16 protein-coding genes are annotated in these 18,396 nt (G+C 65.1%); 5 read left to right on the top strand and 11 right to left on the bottom strand.

Going from position 1 to position 18,396, the window contains the following annotated elements; all coding sequences use genetic code 11:
* The first annotated feature begins 63 nt into the window (after positions 1-63).
* Positions 64-651, top strand: coding sequence for a sigma-70 family RNA polymerase sigma factor (locus CXR43_RS00795; RefSeq protein ID WP_103332734.1), 588 nt, complete (start codon positions 64-66; stop codon positions 649-651).
* Positions 648-1,292 (top strand): ChrR family anti-sigma-E factor, encoded by a 645-nt coding sequence (locus CXR43_RS00790; protein WP_103332156.1) that lies wholly within the window; start codon positions 648-650, stop codon positions 1,290-1,292. Before CXR43_RS00795 ends, CXR43_RS00790 begins: the two co-directional genes overlap by 4 nt.
* Here the strand turns inward: CXR43_RS00790 and CXR43_RS00785 are convergent, their stop codons facing one another.
* The 11 genes from CXR43_RS00785 to CXR43_RS00735 form a co-directional block, all read right to left on the bottom strand.
* Entirely contained in the window at positions 1,293-2,453 is a 1,161-nt protein-coding gene (locus tag CXR43_RS00785) for a DNA recombination protein RmuC (RefSeq protein WP_103332155.1), read from the bottom strand. It abuts the gene before it with no gap.
* Positions 2,450-4,276: a DNA mismatch repair endonuclease MutL gene (mutL, locus tag CXR43_RS00780; protein WP_103332154.1), complete on the bottom strand. Its 1,827-nt coding sequence runs from the start codon at positions 4,274-4,276 to the stop codon at positions 2,450-2,452. The genes CXR43_RS00785 and mutL overlap by 4 nt, the downstream gene beginning before the upstream one ends.
* Positions 4,277-4,337: 61 nt before the next feature.
* Positions 4,338-5,648 (bottom strand): M16 family metallopeptidase, encoded by a 1,311-nt coding sequence (locus tag CXR43_RS00775; protein WP_103332153.1) that lies wholly within the window; start codon positions 5,646-5,648, stop codon positions 4,338-4,340.
* Complete coding sequence (locus CXR43_RS00770; protein ID WP_103332152.1) at positions 5,645-6,973, bottom strand: M16 family metallopeptidase; 1,329 nt, start codon at positions 6,971-6,973, stop codon at positions 5,645-5,647. The genes CXR43_RS00775 and CXR43_RS00770 overlap by 4 nt, the downstream gene beginning before the upstream one ends.
* A gap of 110 nt (positions 6,974-7,083) precedes the next feature.
* The gene (locus CXR43_RS00765; RefSeq protein WP_103332733.1) at positions 7,084-7,599 is read right to left on the bottom strand and encodes a DUF3035 domain-containing protein; all 516 of its coding nucleotides are present in this window, start codon (positions 7,597-7,599) and stop codon (positions 7,084-7,086) included.
* Positions 7,600-7,652: 53 nt separating this feature from the next.
* Entirely contained in the window at positions 7,653-8,153 is a 501-nt protein-coding gene (gene lspA, locus CXR43_RS00760) for a signal peptidase II (protein WP_103332151.1), read from the bottom strand.
* Between the two features lie 5 nt (positions 8,154-8,158).
* On the bottom strand, positions 8,159-9,748 hold the full coding sequence (gene purH / locus CXR43_RS00755; RefSeq protein ID WP_103332150.1) for a bifunctional phosphoribosylaminoimidazolecarboxamide formyltransferase/IMP cyclohydrolase: 1,590 nt from the start codon (positions 9,746-9,748) through the stop codon (positions 8,159-8,161).
* 15 nt (positions 9,749-9,763) lie between these two features.
* Positions 9,764-11,512: a heparinase II/III family protein gene (locus tag CXR43_RS00750; RefSeq protein WP_103332149.1), complete on the bottom strand. Its 1,749-nt coding sequence runs from the start codon at positions 11,510-11,512 to the stop codon at positions 9,764-9,766.
* A 111-nt stretch (positions 11,513-11,623) separates the two neighbouring features.
* A complete protein-coding gene (locus tag CXR43_RS00745) occupies positions 11,624-12,775 on the bottom strand; it encodes a saccharopine dehydrogenase C-terminal domain-containing protein (protein WP_103332148.1) in 1,152 nt (383 codons plus the stop codon).
* Between the two features lie 12 nt (positions 12,776-12,787).
* Positions 12,788-13,837 (bottom strand): saccharopine dehydrogenase, encoded by a 1,050-nt coding sequence (locus CXR43_RS00740; RefSeq protein WP_103332147.1) that lies wholly within the window; start codon positions 13,835-13,837, stop codon positions 12,788-12,790.
* A complete protein-coding gene (locus tag CXR43_RS00735; protein ID WP_435530773.1) occupies positions 13,834-14,070 on the bottom strand; it encodes a WGR domain-containing protein in 237 nt (78 codons plus the stop codon). Before CXR43_RS00735 ends, CXR43_RS00740 begins: the two co-directional genes overlap by 4 nt.
* 70 nt (positions 14,071-14,140) lie before the next feature.
* Between CXR43_RS00735 and CXR43_RS00730 the strand changes: the two genes are divergently transcribed.
* Genes CXR43_RS00730 through CXR43_RS00720 form a run of 3 tightly spaced genes read left to right on the top strand, consistent with a single transcriptional unit; the run spans position 14,141 to position 18,396 of the window.
* A complete protein-coding gene (locus CXR43_RS00730) occupies positions 14,141-15,067 on the top strand; it encodes a hypothetical protein (protein WP_103332145.1) in 927 nt (308 codons plus the stop codon).
* Between the two features lie 9 nt (positions 15,068-15,076).
* Positions 15,077-17,584 carry a hypothetical protein gene (locus CXR43_RS00725; RefSeq protein ID WP_103332144.1) on the top strand — a complete coding sequence of 836 codons (2,508 nt, stop codon included), beginning with the start codon at positions 15,077-15,079 and terminating at the stop codon, positions 17,582-17,584.
* On the top strand, positions 17,578-18,396 hold the full coding sequence (locus tag CXR43_RS00720; RefSeq protein ID WP_354000996.1) for a glycosyltransferase family 2 protein: 819 nt from the start codon (positions 17,578-17,580) through the stop codon (positions 18,394-18,396). Before CXR43_RS00725 ends, CXR43_RS00720 begins: the two co-directional genes overlap by 7 nt.

Below are 18,396 nucleotides of genomic sequence, written 5' to 3'. Positions count from 1 at the left end.
GACCCCAATATTGCGGATGCACTGGTCAGACCACAGCCCTATGCTGCGGGTCAGGACAGGGCTATGCGACGAAAAGGAAGTTTGCGCTTGGCAGCGGATGTCGAACAGACAGATTGGTCGGCCCTGGTGTTCCGGGTGCGCGACCATCAGGACAGGGCGGCCTTTGCCGCGTTGTTCCGACATTTCGCCCCAAGGGTGAAGGCGTTCCTGATGAAGTCTGGTGCCTCCGAGGCCTTGGCCGAGGAATGTGCGCAAGATGTGATGGCGACGCTGTGGCAAAAGGCGCGGCTGTTTGATGCAGAGCGGGCCTCTGTTGCCACCTGGGTGTTTACCATCGCCCGCAACCGGCGGATTGATGCGCTGCGCAAATCGCGCCGCCCCGAACCGGAAGACCTGCCTTGGGGGCCAGAGCCTGAACCCGATCAGGCCGAGGTGTTCGAGGCGCAGCAAGAAACCGAAAGGCTGGGCGTGGCACTGGCGCAGCTTCCGCTCAAGCAGCGGGTTCTGATCGAACGGGCCTATTTCGGCGATCTGTCGCACAGCGAGATTGCCGCAGAAACCGGGTTGCCGCTTGGCACCATTAAGTCGCGGATACGATTGGCGCTCGACCGCTTGCGCCAACAGATGGATGTGAAGGCAACGGAAAAATGACGATCAAACACCACCTGTCGGATGAACTGCTGATGGCTTATGCGGCAGCCGAATTGCCCGAGGCGTTCAATCTGGTGATCGCTTCGCATCTGTCGATCTGCGATGAATGCCGGGCCCGGTCGATGGCTTTTGATGCCTTGGGCGGGGCGGTGATCGAAGACAGCACCTGTGAGATGTCGGCAGGCAGTCTGGAGGCATGCCTGTCGCGCATCGAGATGCTGCCACAGGCCGTGGTGCCGGAACGGCGCCACAGTGATGCCGTGTTGCCAGCGCCGGTTCTGGATTATGTCGGTGGCGGGCTGAGTTCGGTGAAGTGGCGGTCGCTCGGCATGGGGGTGCGCCAGTCGATCCTGCGGATCGGCGACAAGGGTGCCTCGGCGCGTCTGCTGTATATTCCCGCCGGGGCCGCGATGCCCGACCACGGCCATCGCGGCATGGAACTGACGCTTGTGCTGCAGGGCGCCTTCCGCGATGAGGCGGACAGGTTTGCACGGGGTGACATCGAGATTGCCGATTCATCGGTGGAGCATACGCCCGTGGCCGAAGCAGGCGAGGCCTGTATCTGCCTGGCGGCAACCCAAGGGTCACTGAAGTTCAACGCGCTGTTGCCGCGCCTGGCACAGCCCTTTTTCCGGATCTGATCATTCCGCCGCAGGCGGCGCGATGACCGGGGTCGGCGGGGCCGTCGCGATTTCTTCGAAGTCGAAATTGTCCAGACGACGGGCGCGTTTAGTGGCCTTGTCCGAGCTGATCTTGATCTCTTCGATATCCTTGGCGGCCTGTGTAAAGTGCCGGTCAAGGTTTTCCACGCGATTGCCCAGCCGGTCCACATCGGCGTAAAGCAGCGCCAGTTCCTTGCGGATCGCGCCGGCCTGTTCGCGCATGCGCGCATCTTTCAGCACCGCGCGCATGGTGTTCAGCGTTGCCATGCAGGTGGTTGGAGAGACGATCCAGACCTTGACCGCAAAGCCTTCGCGCACGATTTCCGGGAAGTTGGAATGCAGTTCGGCATAGACCGCCTCGGACGGCAGAAACATCAGCGCGCCATCTGCTGTTTCCCCCTCGACAATGTAGCGCTCGGCAATTGCCTTGATGTGCTGGCGCACCGCGCCACGCATCAGGGTCGCGGCCTCCTGCGCCTGACGGGGGGTTTCGGCACGGCGGATCGCCTCATAGGCCTCGAGCGGGAATTTCGCATCAATGACAATCGGCCCGGGCGGATTGGGCAGATGGATCAGGCAATCGGCACGGCGGTTGTTCGACAGGGTGGCCTGCATGGTATAGGCGTCTTTGGGCAGCGCCTTTTGCACGATGTCATGCAGCTGAATTTCCCCGAACGCGCCCCGGGTCTGCTTGTTGGACAGGATATCCTGCAAGGACAGCACATTGCCCGACAGCTTTTCGATATTGGCCTGCGCCTTGTCTATGGTTTCCAGCCGCTGCTGCAATTCGCCCAAGGACCGCGCGGTGCGGGTGGAGGTGCCGTGCAGGCTTTCTCCCATCTGGCGGGACACTTCGGCAAGCCGCTGTTCCATCACCTGCAGCATGGCGGTCTGCGACACGGCCTGTGCCTCTGACACATGGTGCAGCCCCCCCGCCAGCCGTTCCTGCCCGTCGCCCAGCTGCTGCACGCGTTGGCTCAGCCAGCCCATTTCCCGCATCAACGGGGCGGCCATGGTGGCCGAGCGGCCGGCAGCGCGCAGGATCAGCGCGAGGAAAATCAACAGGGTAAGTGCAGCACCGCCAAGGATCAGCACCTCGGGGTCGGTCCACTGAAAGCTCTGGCCGAAAAGGGTGATCATCTGCGTCCGAACAACCGTTCAATATCGTGGAGTTTCAACTCGACATAGGTCGGGCGGCCATGATTGCACTGGCCGGAATGCGGTGTCGCCTCCATCTCGCGCAGCAGCGCGTTCATCTCTTCCGGGCGCATCTGGCGCCCCGAACGGATCGACCCATGGCAGGCCATGCGCGACAGCACAGCGTCGATTTTCGCGCGCAGATTGGTGCTGTGGCCGGTGTCGGCCAATTCATCCAGCACATCGCGGATCAGGGCAGCGGCGTTGACCGCCCCCAGAATGGCCGGGGTTTCGCGCACCGCGACGGCGCTGCCGCCGAAGGGTTCAACGGTCAGGCCGATTTCGGCCAACGTCGGGGCGGCGTCGAGGATGCGGGTGGCGTCGGTGGGCGACAGTTCCACTATCTCCGGGATCAGCAAGGCCTGAGCGGTGATGCCGGTTTCGGCCATCTGGCGTTTCAGGCCCTCATAGACAAGCCGCTCATGCGCGGCGTGCTGGTCGACGATGACGATGCCGGTCGAGGTCTGGGCGATGATGTAGTTTTCATGCACCTGTGCGCGGGCAGCCCCGAGCGGGTGATCGCTCGCGGGTGCCGCGTCGCTTGTGGTGTGTGGCGCATCAAAGCGGGCGGTCGGCGCTTCGGCAAATCCGTCTGGCGCAGGGGCCTGAAACGCAAAGGCACGCGCAAAGCTCGCCTGCGACGGGCGGTCCATCTGATAAACGCGCGGTTCGGGGCGCATCGCGGAAAGGGTTTCATTTGCCACAGTCGTGGAGGCACGATGGCCGGCCCCGGACAACGCGCTGCGCAGCCCGGTGATGATCAGGCTGCGCGCGGCATCGGGTTCCCGAAAGCGGACTTCGGCCTTGGCGGGGTGTACGTTCACATCGACCCGTTCGGGGTCACAGGACAGATTGAGCACCGCTGCCGGGTGACGGTCGCGCGACAGAAAGTCGAAATAGGCGACCCGCAAGGCACCCAGCAGCAGCTTGTCCAGCACCGGGCGACCGTTGACGAAGACAAATTGCTGCGCCCCCGATCCCCGCGAATAGGTTGGCAGGGCGGCATAGCCGGTCAGGTGCAGCCCGTCGCGCCGAATGTCGATGCGCAAGGCGTTGCCGGTGAAATCCGCGCCCAGAATCCTGGTCAGTCGACCCTGCAGCGCATCAAAGAAATCGCCCGATTCCGGATCGGCGCGAAAGATCACCCGCTGATCGCCGTCTGAGGTTTCGGTCAGGGTGAAACCGACATGCGGTTCGGCCATGGCCAGACGGCGGATCACCTCGGCAATCGCCTGCGCCTCGGCCCTGTCACTGCGCAGGAATTTCAGCCGTGCCGGGGTGGCATAGAACAGATCGCGCAGTTCCACGACCGTGCCCCGGGTCAGTGCTGCCGGGCGCACATCACCGATACGCCCCCCGGCCACGCTGATCTGCGCGGCCTCATGGCCCTGCGCGCGGGAGGTCAGCGTCAGGCGCCCCACAGAGCCCAGCGAGGCCAAAGCCTCGCCCCGGAACCCGAAGCTGTGGATGTTCAGCAGATCGGTGCCGTCTATCTTTGACGTGGCATGGCGGGCAATCGCCAGCGGCAGATCGGCACCCGTCATGCCACAGCCATCATCGGTCACCCGGATCAGCGTTTTGCCGCCATCCGCGAAGACCACCGCAATCCGCGTCGCCCCGGCATCGAGCGCGTTTTCGACCAGTTCCTTGACGGCGGATGCCGGACGTTCCACCACTTCCCCCGCCGCGATGCGGTTGATCGCGGCTTCATCCAGCGGCCGGATGACCGGGCGGTCTGTGGATATGTTGGGGGAGGCCATGTTCATACCCCCAAGTCTAGCACTGCTGGTGCCGAAGGGCCATAGATTCGGACCGCGCGCGCCTTTGTCAGTCGGTCGCCGTGACCCCTTCGGGCTGGCCCACCACCACAAAGCGCAGATCGGCCTCGCGGAACAAGGTTGCGGCGACACGTTTGACGTCTGCCATCGTCACCGCCTCGACCTTGGCGTTGCGCGTCAACGGATAGTCCGGGTCCAGCCCGATCATCTGCATGCCCACCAGCATGCTGGCAATCGGGCCATTGCCGTCAAACCGCAGCGGGTAATTGCCGGTCAGGTAGGTCTTGGTCTGCTCCAGCTCTGCCTCTGAAACGCCTTCGGTCGCGATCTTGCGCCACTCGTCGCGGATCACCTCTATCGCCTGGCCCACGGTGGCATTGGCCGAGGAAAACTGACCCATCAGCAATTCGGCCTGATCATAGCCGATCAGATAGCTGCCGATGCCATAGGTCAGCCCGCGCCTGTCGCGCACCTCTGTCATCAGCCGGGCCGAAAACCGCCCACCGCCGAGGATTTCATTCAGGATCGAGGCGGCGAAGAAGTCAGGATCGTCGCGCTTGATGCCTTCATGCGCGAACAGCACCGTGGCTTGCGGGCCGGGGAACTCTTGGACAGTGATGCCCCCGGTCAGAGCCATCGGTGCGCGGGGCGGCAATGGAGCACCGCTGGCGGGCAGGCCGCCCAAAAGTGTGTCGAGCAGGGGGCCGAGGTCTTCGGCGGTGATATCCCCCGCAGCCGCGACATAGATGCGGTCGCGCGCGATGCTGGCCTGATGTGCGGCGACCATGTCCTCGCGGGTCAGGTCAGACACGGACTCGATGGTGCCATCCCCGGTGGTGGCATAGGGGTGGTCGCCATAGGCCATCGCGCGCAGGCGCTGGCTTGCCAGCGTGCCTGGGTCTTTGGCATCCTGCCGCAGCCCGGCCAGCACCTGACCGCGCACGCGGTCTATGGCCGCCGGATCAAAGCTTGGCTCTGTCAGGGCGCGACGCAGAAGATCTATCGCCTGATCGCGGTTTTCGCTCAGAAAGCGGGCCGAGACGCTGACCGAATCCTGATCGGCGGAAAAGCTGTAGCTGGCGGCAAGGGAATCGCGGGCGCGGGCAAAGCCGACGGAATCGAGATCGCCGGTGCCTTCCTCGATCAGCGCGGCCATCAGGTTGACCGCGCCGCGCTTGCCCGGAGCATCCAGCGAGGTGCCGCCGCGAAACCGGATTTCCAGCGCGGTGAAGGGGATATCCGGTTCGGTCACCAGCCAGGCGGTGATGCCGCCGGGCGAGGTGACGGTCTGGATGTCGATTTCGGCCTGCGCGGGCAGGGCAAAAGCGATCAGCAGGGTGGCGAGCTTGAGGATTTTCATTCTGCAGCCTCCGCTTCGGGCATCAGCCATCCGGTCACGGCGCGGTCACGGTTGAGCACCTGCCGCGCGGCTTCGACAATCTGTTCGGCGGTCACGGCCTCCAGCACGGCAGGCCAGTCCTGCACGTCCTGCACGCTCAGCCCCACGGCCAGCGCCTCGCCATAGCGGCGGGCAAGGCCATCGACATTGTCGCGGGCATAAATCTCACTGGCGCGGATCTGGGTCTTGATACGGGCCAGATCGTCAGCGTCGGGGCCGGTTTCGATGAAGTCTGCGATGATGTCATCCATCGCCGCCTCTGCCGTGGCCAGATCAACCCCCGGCATCGGCACGACGACAAGGCCAAAGGTGCCATCATCCACCGCCGTGCCGCTGTAATAGGCCGAGGCATATACCGCCACCGGATCGGCCCCGAACTGCAACCCTTGGGCAAAAAGCGAGGTCTGGCCCGACCCGCCAAGCAGTTCTGCCAGCAGGGTCAATGCCGCAGCCTGCTCCTGATCGCCGGGGTCGCGCTCTGGTGCAAGGTAGGTGCGCAGCACATAGGGTTCCGAGACACGCGGATCGGTCAACGTGATGCGACGTTCGGCAATCTGCGGCGGCTCTGCGGGGCGGAGACGGTCGGTGATGGCATCGGAGGGCGCAAGCGGGCCGTAATGGGTTTCGGCCATCGCCCGCACGGCATCGGGGGTCACATCGCCGGCAACCACCAGAATGGCGTTATTGGGCGCGTAAAAGCGTTTGTAATGGTCCAGCGCATCTTCGCGGTCGAGCGCTTCCATCTCGTGCAGCCAGCCGATGATCGGAATGCGGTAGGGGTGGTTCAGGAACTGCGCCGCGCGCATCTGTTCCTGCAACAAGGCGGCGGGGCTGCTGTCGGTGCGTTGCTTGCGCTCTTCGATGAGGACCGCGCGTTCGGTGATGATGTCGTCTTCGAGGATGTTCAGATTGCGCATCCGGTCGGATTCAAGCTGCATCATCAGATCCAGCCGGTCAGCGGCCACCCGTTGGAAATAGGCGGTGTAATCCCAGCTGGTAAAGGCGTTGTCATCACCGCCCTGCGCCTCGACGGTCGCGGAAAATTCGCCGGGGGCCAGCGTGTCGGTGCCCTTGAACATCAGGTGTTCCAGAAAATGCGCGATGCCGGATTTGCCCGGGGCCTCATCCGCCGCGCCGGTGCGGTACCAGACCATCTGCGTCACCACGGGGGCGCGGTGATCTTCGATCACCACCACCTCCAACCCATTGTCGAGTGCGAAGGTTGTGACCTCTTCCGCAAGCGCCGGGGCGGCCATCAGGAAAAGCGCAAGTGTGCAGCGCAGCATTGCCGGTTCATCCTTGATCGTTGTGCGGGAAAGCTACGCCGTACGGCGCGTGGCGCAACCCCTGCCTACGGCAATGTGACCGCGCGCCTGTGGCAACCGCGCCCGAATGATCACTCGCCGTCTTGCGGCGGTGGGGCCGATGGGGTGCGGGCCCCGCGCTGCCGCCAGCGCCAGAGTTCGGCATGCTGGTCCAGCTGCTGATCCTCATAGGCGCGGTAATAGACGTTCACATTGAACAGACGCTCAAGAATGCGGCCATTGTTGTCGCGCCGCCACTCCAGATCTTCGGCGGCAACGGTCTGCCGGATGCCAGGTGCCACGCCATAGCGTGAGACGTGGTTGACCAGCCCGGCATCCAGCCCGGCTCCGGCCCCCGGACGCCCCCCAAGCGCCACGATTGCATCCGCCTCTGGCGTAGGATCGCTCCGGTTGGTGCCACCAAGGGTGGGTTCGGGCAATTGTGCCAGATCGGTCGGCATTTCCAGCGGCTTCGGCGGCAGAATGCCGAATTCATCGGGCCCGGCGCTTGAAGAGCGGATGTTCATCAGCTGAGGCGTCTTGTCACCGGCACAGCCAGCCAGAACAGCCGCGCATGTCAGTGCGAGGAGTATCCGTCCTGTCTGCATCATCGCCTCCACCAGGTTCAACATCTCTGTCTTAACGCAATCATTGCGCCGCGTCACGGGGTCTTTCGGCGCGGCTTGCGCACTGGTTTGTCCTTGTCGCCGCCGCTGAACAGCACCAGACCCGCAGCACCGGCAAAGATGGCGATATCGGCGACATTGAACGCATAGGGATTTTCAAAGCCGCAGCAGGACATGTTGAGGAAGTCGGCCACCGCGCCATAAACGATCCGGTCAATCACATTGCCCAGCGCCCCCCCCACCAGCAGACCGGCAGAGATCTGGGTCCAGCGACCCGGATCTTCCCGCCGGACCCAAAGCCAGACCCAGGCCGAAATTGCCAGCGACACCACGATCAGACCCCAGCGCACCAGATCGGCATCATTGGCCAGGAGGCCAAAGTTTATGCCCCGATTCCACGCCATGCGGAACACAAGATAGGGAGGGGCCACCTCGATCACGCCACGTTCGATCAGGTTCAGGCCGTGGACCACGGCCAGCTTGGTGATCTGGTCGATGGCAAAGGTCGCGATGGCGGTGATCGTGGCGATGCGCATGGCTGTCAGTGCCGGAAATGGCGCATGCCGGTGAAGACCATGGCCAGCCCGGCGTCATCCGCCGCGGCAATCACCTGAGCGTCATTCATGCTGCCGCCGGGTTGGATCACCGCCGTCGCCCCGGCCTCGGCCACGGTCAGCAAGCCGTCAGGGAAAGGGAAGAAGGCATCCGACGCCACGGCAGAGCCAATGGTCAGCGGCTGCGTCAGGCCCAGCGCATCGGCCATATCCTGCGCCTTGCGGGCGGCGATACGGGTGCTGTCCACGCGGCTCATCTGCCCGGCACCGACGCCGACGGTCGCGCCGTCCTTGACGTAGACGATGGCGTTGGATTTGACGTGCTTGGCAACCTTCCACGCGAACAGCAGATCGGCCAGTTCGGCCTGCGTGGGCGCACGTTTCGTTACCACCTTCAGGTCGGCATGGGTCAGGAAGCCGTTGTCGCGGTCTTGTACCAGCAGACCACCCGAGACCTGTTTGAACGCAAGGCCGCCCGCGCGCGGATCGGGCAGGCCGGATGTGGTCAACAGGCGCAGGTTCTTCTTGGTGGCAAAGATCGCCTTCGCCTCATCGCTCGCCCCCGGCGCGATGACGACTTCGGTAAAGATCTTGACGATCTCTTCGGCCGTTTCGGCATCCAGCGGCTGGTTCAGCGCCACAATGCCGCCGAAGGCTGAGGTCTGGTCGCAGTGATAGGCGCGGATATAGGCGTCCTTCAGGCTGCTGGCACGGCCCACGCCGCAGGGATTGGCATGTTTGATGATCGCGCAAGCCGGGCCCTGATCGGCGGCAAATTCGGCGACCAGTTCAAAGGCGGCATCGGTGTCGTTGATGTTGTTGTACGACAGGTCCTTGCCCTGCCACTGACGCGCCGTGGCCACACCTTCGCGCTTTGACCCATCGGTGTAGAACGCCGCCGACTGATGCGGATTTTCGCCATAGCGCAGGGTCTGCGCCAGCTTACCCGCAAAGGACCGGTTGCGCGGGGCCTTTTCTGTGATCTCACCCGCCAGCCAGGTGCTGACAGCGGTGTCATAGGCCGCCGTCTTGGCATAGGCCGAAAGGGCCAGCTTTTGCCGGAAGGCAAGGTTGGTCGCGCCATCCTGCGCCTTCATCTGGTCCAGCAGCGGGCTGTAATCGGCAGGATCGGTGACAACGGCAACGAACCTGTGGTTCTTGGCCGCCGCGCGGATCATGGCGGGGCCGCCGATATCGATATTCTCGATACATGTGGCGTGATCGGCACCTTTGGCCACGGTTTCCTCGAACGGATAGAGGTTCACGATCAACAGGTCGATCGGCTCGATCCCATGCGCGGCCATCGCGACCAGATGTTCATCATCATCGCGCAGGGCCAGCAACCCGCCATGCACCGCCGGGTGCAGGGTTTTGACCCGCCCATCCATCATTTCCGGAAAGCCTGTCACCTCGGCCACATCGCGCACCGGCAGTCCGGCGGTGCGCAGCATGCCAGAGGTGCCGCCCGTCGAAATCAGCTCTACCCCCATGGCGTGCAGCGCGCGGGCCAGATCAAGCAGGCCGGATTTGTCGGAAACGGAAATCAGCGCGCGGCCGACGGGGACGAGGTTGGTCATGAGGCAGCCCTTTGGTCAGAGGGGGACCGGGGTGTCGTCGCGGTCCAGATCGCGGATGGCAAGCGGAGTATCCTGTGCTTTGGCCAAGGTCCAGCCGATACGGGTTTCAATCTGGGCCGCAACGGCCGAAAGCACGATCTGTTTGGTCGCGCGGGGTTTGAGCCGCCCCCGTTCCAGATAAACCGATGGTTCCAGCGACAGACGGGCGCGGTTGTCATGGCGAAACACCCAGATTTCGCCCGACTTGAGCGCAACGGACACCGCGTTCCCCCCCATGTCGAGGGTCGAATCAGTGTCGGGGTGCAGGTGAAAGCGGATGGAAAAGGCAACGCCCTGCCCCCCGGTGGCGGCCAGCACCCGTTCAAACCGGGCCTTGCCCTGCGGGTTGAGCGAAATCAGGGTATCGGCCCCGGCGATGTGGCGGCCATCGGAAGAGAGGGCCAGATCGCGGGCATGGGTCAGGCCATGGGTCAGGGCCCAGCCATCATGGGCGGCATGGAAGGCCGACCCGTCGGTGCTGGACTGCTGGCGCAGGGTCAGGATGGCGGCCCGTTCTTCCAGCACCTCGCCCGTCCCGGTGCCAAAGCGCGAGGAGGAGACCCCGTCGATGCCAAGCGTGGAATGCGATGGCGTGGCCCGGCCTGCGCGCCGCCATTCGGTGCCAAAGGGCACGCCGGAACCGCAATTGACCACCAAGGGGCGGCGGCCCGAGGTCACCTCCAGCGCCAGCGTGGAGGCATGCGCCGATCCACCGGCATAGCCGCCGGGCGGGGCGGCAGCATCGACAAGCATTGACGTGCGCCCGGCAGAGATCCGCACATAGCCCATCGCCGGGTCGCTGCCATGACCCAGCGGCTTGTGCGGGCGGATGCGCGCCGTGGCCAGCGCCTGATCCAGCCGCCCTTCGGCACCTTTGCCGCCGCCATGAAAGCGGGCCAGCCCGCCGTCGGCATGGCGCAGGGTGCGCAGGGTGGGGGCGATGCGCTCGATGGCGTCAAGATGGTCATTGGGAACGGTGTGGCCGGCGTCGGTCAGGGCTTGGGCGGCCCAGTTCAGCAAGGTGAACACTTCCAGCAGCTCTTCGGGGTTGCGGGTGGCAATACCGCCGCCCTCATCCACCTGGGTCCGGGCCTCGGCGGCAAGGGCAGCGACAGCGGGGGCAACCAGTGCCTCCAGTCCGATCAGCGACAGACCGGCGTAGACCAGCCCGGTCAGCGCCTCGAACCGTGGCAGGCCGGGGGCGGCCCTGGACCAGTGGCGCGACAGATAGCGGGTCTGGGTGGTCAGCGCGCGGTAATAGGCATCGGTCGCCTCGCTGTCTGCACTGTTGAGCAGGAAAAGCGCGTGGTGACTCCAGCGGATCACCCGCCGCCCGGTCAGGTCGGGCGTCCAGCCCGGACCACGACCTGCGCCAAACCGGGTGATCCAGTCTTGCGTCCAGCTTTGGGCGCGCAGACGGGCTTGGGCATCCCCAAGCGCCGCCAGATCATCCAGCCAGCCGAATCCGTGAAGCTCGGCGGCGAAATCGGCATCGGGCGGGGCAATGTCCCATGGGCCCGCCCCCGGGGATTCGATCAGGTGCCCCGCAAACAGGAAATTGCCCGCCACCAGCTGCCGCCCCTTGGCAAACAGGCCGATCGACCGGGGTTCGGGCGATGAGGTGAAGCCCTGCGCCACAGGGCCACGCGCCGCGCGCCAGACAGCAAGGCGCGTGCGCCAGCCACCCGCGCCAAAGCCGCCCTGAGATGCGCGATAAAAGGCCATAAGGTTCCGCCTGCCCTGCCCGCCCGGATTCCCGGTGCTTGTCAGCGCAGAGCATAGCCGATGCGCAGGGTGTCTGTCACCTAGAACGGCCACCCCGCGCAGCGCCGGCCCTCAGGCCAGATGGTCGATGCGGTCCAGATACTGAACCAGCCCCTGCACCTGTTCCATCCAGTCTGCAATCAGGGTGGGGTCATGCGGGGCGGCATGCACGCCGGCCGCGATCTGCCGTGCGGCCACAGCTTCCACCCCCAGCGAGACCGGAACCGAGACCAGACGCGCCATCGCCGTGCCACGCGCATCGCCTGCGGCGTCCATTGCCCATGTCTCGTGGAACACAGGTTTGCCATCCCGTTCGGCCTTCAGCGACACGAACAGCACCACGCGGTCAGGCTCGCCCGGCGCGTAGGAATTGTCTTTCAACAGCGCATTGGCGCGGGCGGTCAGGGCAGCGTCGATCTGCGCGGGGGGTGATCCTTCCAGAGCCTCGACCTCGGCAAAGATCGGCTCCCAGGCCTTGGCCCATCCGTTCAGGCGCAGGGTGCCACGGACAAAGTCGCGCAGCTTCCATTCCGGGTCAAACCGGTAGTCGGCGATGAAGGGCAGGCTGTCGCGGTTCGGGTAGACCTCGAAGGATTCAGGGGTCGGCAAGGGCGCGTCATACCCGGTGATCGCCTCCCATGGGCGACTGACGCGCAGTTCGGAAAAGTTTCGCAAACTGCGCGACGGCGAGCGCAGCGCCTTGAGCACGCCTGCCGGGGCCCATGAAAACTTGTAGCGGAATGGGTTGGGCTGTTTGGGCACCCCACCGCAATAGCTGGTGAAGCTGAGCACATTCCCGGCGTGATAGGCGGGGCTGGCGCGGTAGCGCGCCACCAGATCATGCGCCATCAGGTGGTCGATGCCGGGGTCGAGCCCGATTTCGTTCAAACTGACCAGACCCTTTTCGCGGAACTGCGCATCCAGATCCCGCATCTCAGGGGCAATATAGCTGGACGACACAAAATGCGCGCCCTTGTCCAGGCACAGCCGCGCAATCGGCACATGCTGATCGGCGGGCAGCATGGAAATGGCAATATCGCCGGGATGCAGGGCGTCGGACAGCGCCTCCATGGAAAAGGCGCGCAGATCGGTGGCAATGTCGCCCACAGCGTCACGCGCCTTGTCGACCGTGCGGTTCCACACAACGACCTTGTGGCCGGCGTCAATCAACCGCCGCAGACCGGGGATCGAGGACAGGCCGGTGCCGCACCAATGAAGTGTCATATCCGTAATTCCTTAGACAGTTGCGATATGGCGGTCGTACTCCGCCTTTGCCCGGCCCCAGACGCCCGCATCTAGCGCGGTCAGCGTCAGCAGGCTGGGCAGAAGTTGCGCTGCGTAATCCTCGCTGCTTTCCACCGGCAGCAAGGACGGAAGATTGTCGATGGCGGTCACATCCAGCGGCGGGGTGTCGGCCACGCGAAGGGCGGGGGCGGCCCAATCGGTCGCACGGTCATAGACCTTGATGGGCGAGAAATCCGATGTCGGATCACAGGCGATATCGCCGATCACGGTCAGCGTGCGGGACTCCGTCTTTGCGCTGGCGGGCACAAAGACCGGGCAGCCGGGACGGGCAAGGATGCAGTTGAGGAAGATCTCATGCTGCAAGACTTCCGGAAACGGGCCGCCGCTGGCGGTTTCCGCCATGTCCCATTTGGTGACAGTCACGCCCAGCGCTTCGCACAGATCACTCGCGCCGGTGCCGACGCGGCCCAAGGCCCCGATGACAATGGCGCGGGGGCGCAGCATGGATTGCATTTCCGCCGCCAGATCCTCCAGCAGAGCCTGCCGCCCCGGGTATTTGGCAACCGGGCCGATCCTGTCGCCCCGCTGTTGCGCGGCCCATGTCTTGAGCGCCACCGCCGCCCCGGCATAGCCCGCCCAATAGCCGAAGGCGGCGACGCGGCGGCCCTCTTCATTCACCAGATACTCCAGATCATAGAGCGTGCCGCCGCCCGCCTTGAAGCGCTTGAGCAGGTCGCGCCCGGCAGGCTGGCCCTTGTAGGCATGGCCAAACATGATGTGGCGGTGCGGCAGCGGCGTGCCGTCCTCGGGCAATTCCTTGAGGCCGAAGATGATGGCATCGGCAGGGGCCTGCGGCCAGCTGTTTTCCTCGGCAATCTCAACCCCTGCCTGGACATATCCCTCCACCGGGATGGCGCGGACAGATGATTTCTCCACCGTCACCCGCAGCCCCGCCTGCACCAGTGCGGCGGCCCCGTCAGGCGTCAGGCCCACGCGTTCTTCATTCGGGCGCTGTTCGGCCCGCACCCATAGATGTGTCATCGCTGTGTTCCTTCGGTCACATAACCCCGCCGCATCGCCCGCTTGCGCCACCGCTCGGCCGCCATGCAGGCATCGCGCAGGTTGGAAAACCAGACCAGAAGATGTTGCCCACCCCGCCCTTTTGGCCCCCATTCCCGCACGACGGAATATTCGCCGAACAGGTTATAGGCGACCTCGACCCGGTAGAACCGGGCGCGGCTTTGCGCGGTGCGGGTCATGAGAAAGGTCAGCAAAAGGCGGCCTCCATCTGGTCTTTCGGTTTCAGGGTTATCAGATATGACAGCGGGAAACAGGGGGAAAGCGATGCGGAAGAGGATGCTTGCACTGGGGATCGCCGCCCTGGCCGGGGGGCTGTGGTGGGGTCAGCAGGGCCGGATGGTCAAACCGCTGGCACCAGACGCCTTGTCGGCGCGGCTTGCGGCCCCAGTCGCAGCACCCACAGGGCCGGTGGCGGTGTATCACCTCGGGCATTCGCTGGTCGGGCGCGATATGCCGCTGATGCTGGCGCAGATGGGCGGGCATGATCATGCCAGCCAATTGGGCTGGGGCAGCAGCCTGAAGAACCATTGGACCGGCGATGTCGCGGGCTTTGAGACCGAGAACGCCCATGCCAACCACCGCCCGGCAGGAGAGGCGCTGGACAGTGGTGCCTATCCCGTGGTGGTGCTGACAGAGATGGTCGAGATCCGCGATGCCATCCGCTATCATGACAGCGCCCGCCATCTTGCGCTCTGGGCGCGCCGGGCACGGGCGGCGCGGCCCGACGTGCGGTTATACCTGTATGAAACCTGGCACCCGACCGATGACCCCGAAGGCTGGTTGCAGCGCATCGACCGCGACAGCGCGCGCTATTGGCAAGGCGCTCTGCTGGCGGGTGCCATGGCGCAACCGGGGGTAGGTGAGATCTATGTGATCCCCGGCGGACCGGTGATGGCCGCAGTGGTGCGCGCGATAGAGGCAGGCGAGGTACCGGGCCTGGGCTCGCGCGATGACCTGTTTGCGCGGGATGCCGGCGGGGCCGTGGACAAGATTCACCTCAACCCCGTCGGGGCCTATCTGATGGCGCTGACCCATTATGCGGTGATCTATCAACGCAGCCCGGAAGGCTTGCCGCCGGGCCAGACAGAGGCTGATGGCATGCCGCTGCCAGAGCAGACCGCATTGGTCCTGCAACGGATAGTCTGGGCAACGGTTCTTCGCTATGGTCTGACCGGGGTAGCGAGCGGATAAGGTGGCACGGTGGGATTTCTTGCGCTGTTGACAGATATTCTCTTCGTGGGTCACAGCCTTGTCGGCCCCGATCTGCCACCCCTGATCGAGGGCGGATTGCGGCTGATGGACCGGCCCGCGAGCGTATCGGCGCAGATCATCAACGGCGCGCCCTTGCGGTTCAATCTGGAAAACGGGGCGACCGCCGAGGGGGTCGATGCGCGCGCCGAACTGGCCAAGGGCGAGACCGAGGTGCTGATCCTGACCGAAGCGATTCCGCTGCTGGAGCATTTGCGCTGGAACGATACGCCCGGGATGATTGCGGCCTATGCCGATCTGGCACGGACGGCGAACCCGGAGACGCGGGTGTTTGTCTATGAAACATGGCACAGCCGCACGGCCGGCCCGGTGGAGGGCAACCCGAACTCGGCCTTGCCGTGGCGCGAGCGGCTCACAGCCGATCTGCCGCTGTGGGAAGGGGCCTTGCAGGACTCTGGCACCGATGCGGCGCTGATCCCGGCAGGGCAGGCGATGGCGCGGCTGGCGGATGCGGTTGCGGCGGGCATGGTGCCGGGTGTGGCCTCGATGGACGCGTTCTTTTCCGACGACATCCACCTGTCGGACAAGGGAAAGTATTTCGTGGCACTGGTCCATATCGCCGCGATCACCGGGGCATCACCCGAAGGATTGCCCGCCCGGATGACGCGCAGCTGGCTAAGCCGCGAGGCCGTGATCGCCGATGATCTGGCGGCCGTGCTCCAGCGGCTGGCATGGGAGACGGTGCGCGCCAATGCACCCGGCGCACGGGCGGCGGCCTCTCTCCCCGCCCAGACCACGGCAGCGCCTGTGCCGGAGGCGGAGCCTTCCCCTGCCCCAACGGTGGCGCAGGCGGGGATCGCCCCTGCCGCGCTGACACCCATCACCAACCCCAATCTTGCCCTGGGTCTGCATGGCATCACCGACTGGTCGGTCCAGCAGCCCTTCCTTGACGTGATGAAGACCGCCCGCGACTGGACCGGCCATCTGCCCGGCCAATATGGCGGCTGGGATCATGACCGGCTGGCGGCGGCGGGAGCCTTGGGGCCGAACGGCTGGCCGATTGCCATTCCGCCCGAAATTACCGGCATTTCCACGCTGGTGCTGGTGGATCTGCCCGCAGATGCGGGCGGTGTCGCGGGGCGCTATATCGTCCGCTTCAAGGGCAAGGGCGATCTGCGCATCGAAGGTCGGGCGCAGAATGTGGTCTTGGCCGAGGGTGCGGCGCAGTTTGACTTCACCCCGGGGATCGGTGGCGTCTTTCTGCATGTCGATGCCGTTGATGCCGCAGACCCGATCCGGGACATCGTCATCCTGCGCGAGGACCGGGCGGCGCTGTTGGCGGCGGGGCAGATCTTCAACCCCGACTGGCTGGCGCGGTTGCGCGGGGTCAAGACGATCCGGCTGATGGACTGGATGCGCACCAATGACAGCCCCCTGGCACGGCTGGAGGACCGGCCAAAGCCGGACGACTATACATGGACCCGGCGCGGCGCGCCCATTGAGGTGATGGTGGCGCTGGCGAATGAACTGGGGGCCAATCCGTGGTTTACCCTGCCGCATCTGGCGAGCGATGACCTTGTACGGTTTTACGCAACCGCAGCCCGCGACGGTCTGGACCCCGGATTGGTGGCGCATGTCGAGTTTTCCAACGAGGTGTGGAACTGGCAATTCGATCAGGCGGTCTGGGCCGAAGACCAGGGCCGCGCGCGCTGGGGCAGTGACGCGAAATGGGTGCAATATTACGCCCTGCGCGCGGGCGAGGTGGCGACGATCTGGGCCGATGTCTATGGCGCGGAGGCAGACACCCGGCTGGTGCGCATTCTGGCAACGCAGACCGGCTGGCTGGGGCTGGAAGAGCAGATATTGGCAGCGCCCGATGTGATCGCCGAAGGCAGGCCCGCCCCGGCAACCCTGTTCGACGCCTATGCCATTACCGGCTATTTCAGCGCGCTTTTGGGCAGCGATGACAAGGCCCCGGTGGTGCGGCAGTGGATTGCGGAGTCCGAGGCGGCGGCGCGGGCCGGGGCAGAAGCGCAGGGTTTGCAGGGTGCGGCTGCCAATGCGTTCGTGGCCGCACATCGGTTTGACCGGGCCGTGACGCTGGCCATGCCCGAACTGGAAAGCGGCGCCGTGACCGGCAGTGCCGAGGACAGCGTAGAGGATTACCTGACCCGCACCTTGCCGCATCAGGCACAGGTGGCGAAAGCGCATGGCTTGCGGCTGATGATGTATGAAGGCGGCAGTCATGTGGTGGGCAATGGCGCACAGGTCGATGACGACCTGCTGACCGCCTTCTTCGTCCACCTGAATTACACCCCCGAAATGGCGCAGCTTTACGACCGGGTGATGCAGGGTTGGGCGGCTGTCACACCCGAGCCGTTCAATGCCTTTGTCGATCTGGCGACCCCCGGGAAATGGGGCAGTTGGGGCGCGCTCAGGCATCTGGGCGATGACAACCCACGCTGGCAGGTTCTGGCAAAAGGGTGCCTTGCGTGCTGAGCGTGATCATTCCGGCCTCGAACGAGGCGGGCTACATCGGCACCTGCCTGCGGCACCTGTGCGCGTCAGATGCGGCGGGGGTGCAGGTAATTGTGGTGGCGAATGGCTGCCACGACGCCACGGCCCGTTTCGCGCGCGAAACATTTGCAGAACACCTCCCCCCGGGGTGGACCAGCGCGGTGCTGGAGCTGGCGCAGGGGTCAAAGCCCGGTGCGCTCAACGCAGGGGATGCGGCGGCGATCCACCCGCTGCGGCTGTATCTGGATGCCGATGTCTGCGTGTCGCCGGGGCTGCTTTCGGCGCTGATCGCGGTGCTGAGCACCGAGGCCCCGCGCTATGCCAGCGGCACGCCGGTCATTCCCCGCGCACAAACGGCGGTGACGCGCGCCTATGCCCGGTTCTGGCAAAAGCTGCCGTTTAACCAGACGACGGCCCCCGGTTATGGGCTGTTTGCCGTCAATGCGGCAGGACGCACGCGCTGGGATGCGTTTCCGGCCCTGATTTCGGACGACACCTTTGTGAGGGTGCAGTTCGAACCGCAAGAGCGGGTGCAGGTGGACGCCCCCTATCTGTGGCCGATGATCGAGGGGTTTGCCGCTTTGGTCCGCGTGCGCCGCCGACAGGATGCGGGCGGGCGCGAGTTGTGGGCCGCGCACCCCGGGCTGATGGCACGCGAGGGCAAGCCTGCGCTGCGCATGGCCGGGCTGATGCGGCTGGCGCTGGCGGACCTGCCGGGCTTTGCCACCTATGCCGTCGTATCGCTGGCGGTACGTGCCCGGCGCGGCGGGACGGGGTTCATACGCGGTCGGTAA

The organism is Pseudotabrizicola formosa, assembly GCF_002900965.1.
In the GTDB taxonomy this organism is placed as follows: domain Bacteria; phylum Pseudomonadota; class Alphaproteobacteria; order Rhodobacterales; family Rhodobacteraceae; genus Pseudotabrizicola; species Pseudotabrizicola formosa.
The sequence above is the reverse complement of the archived record's forward strand: the minus strand, read 5'-3'. Positions and strand labels throughout refer to the sequence as shown.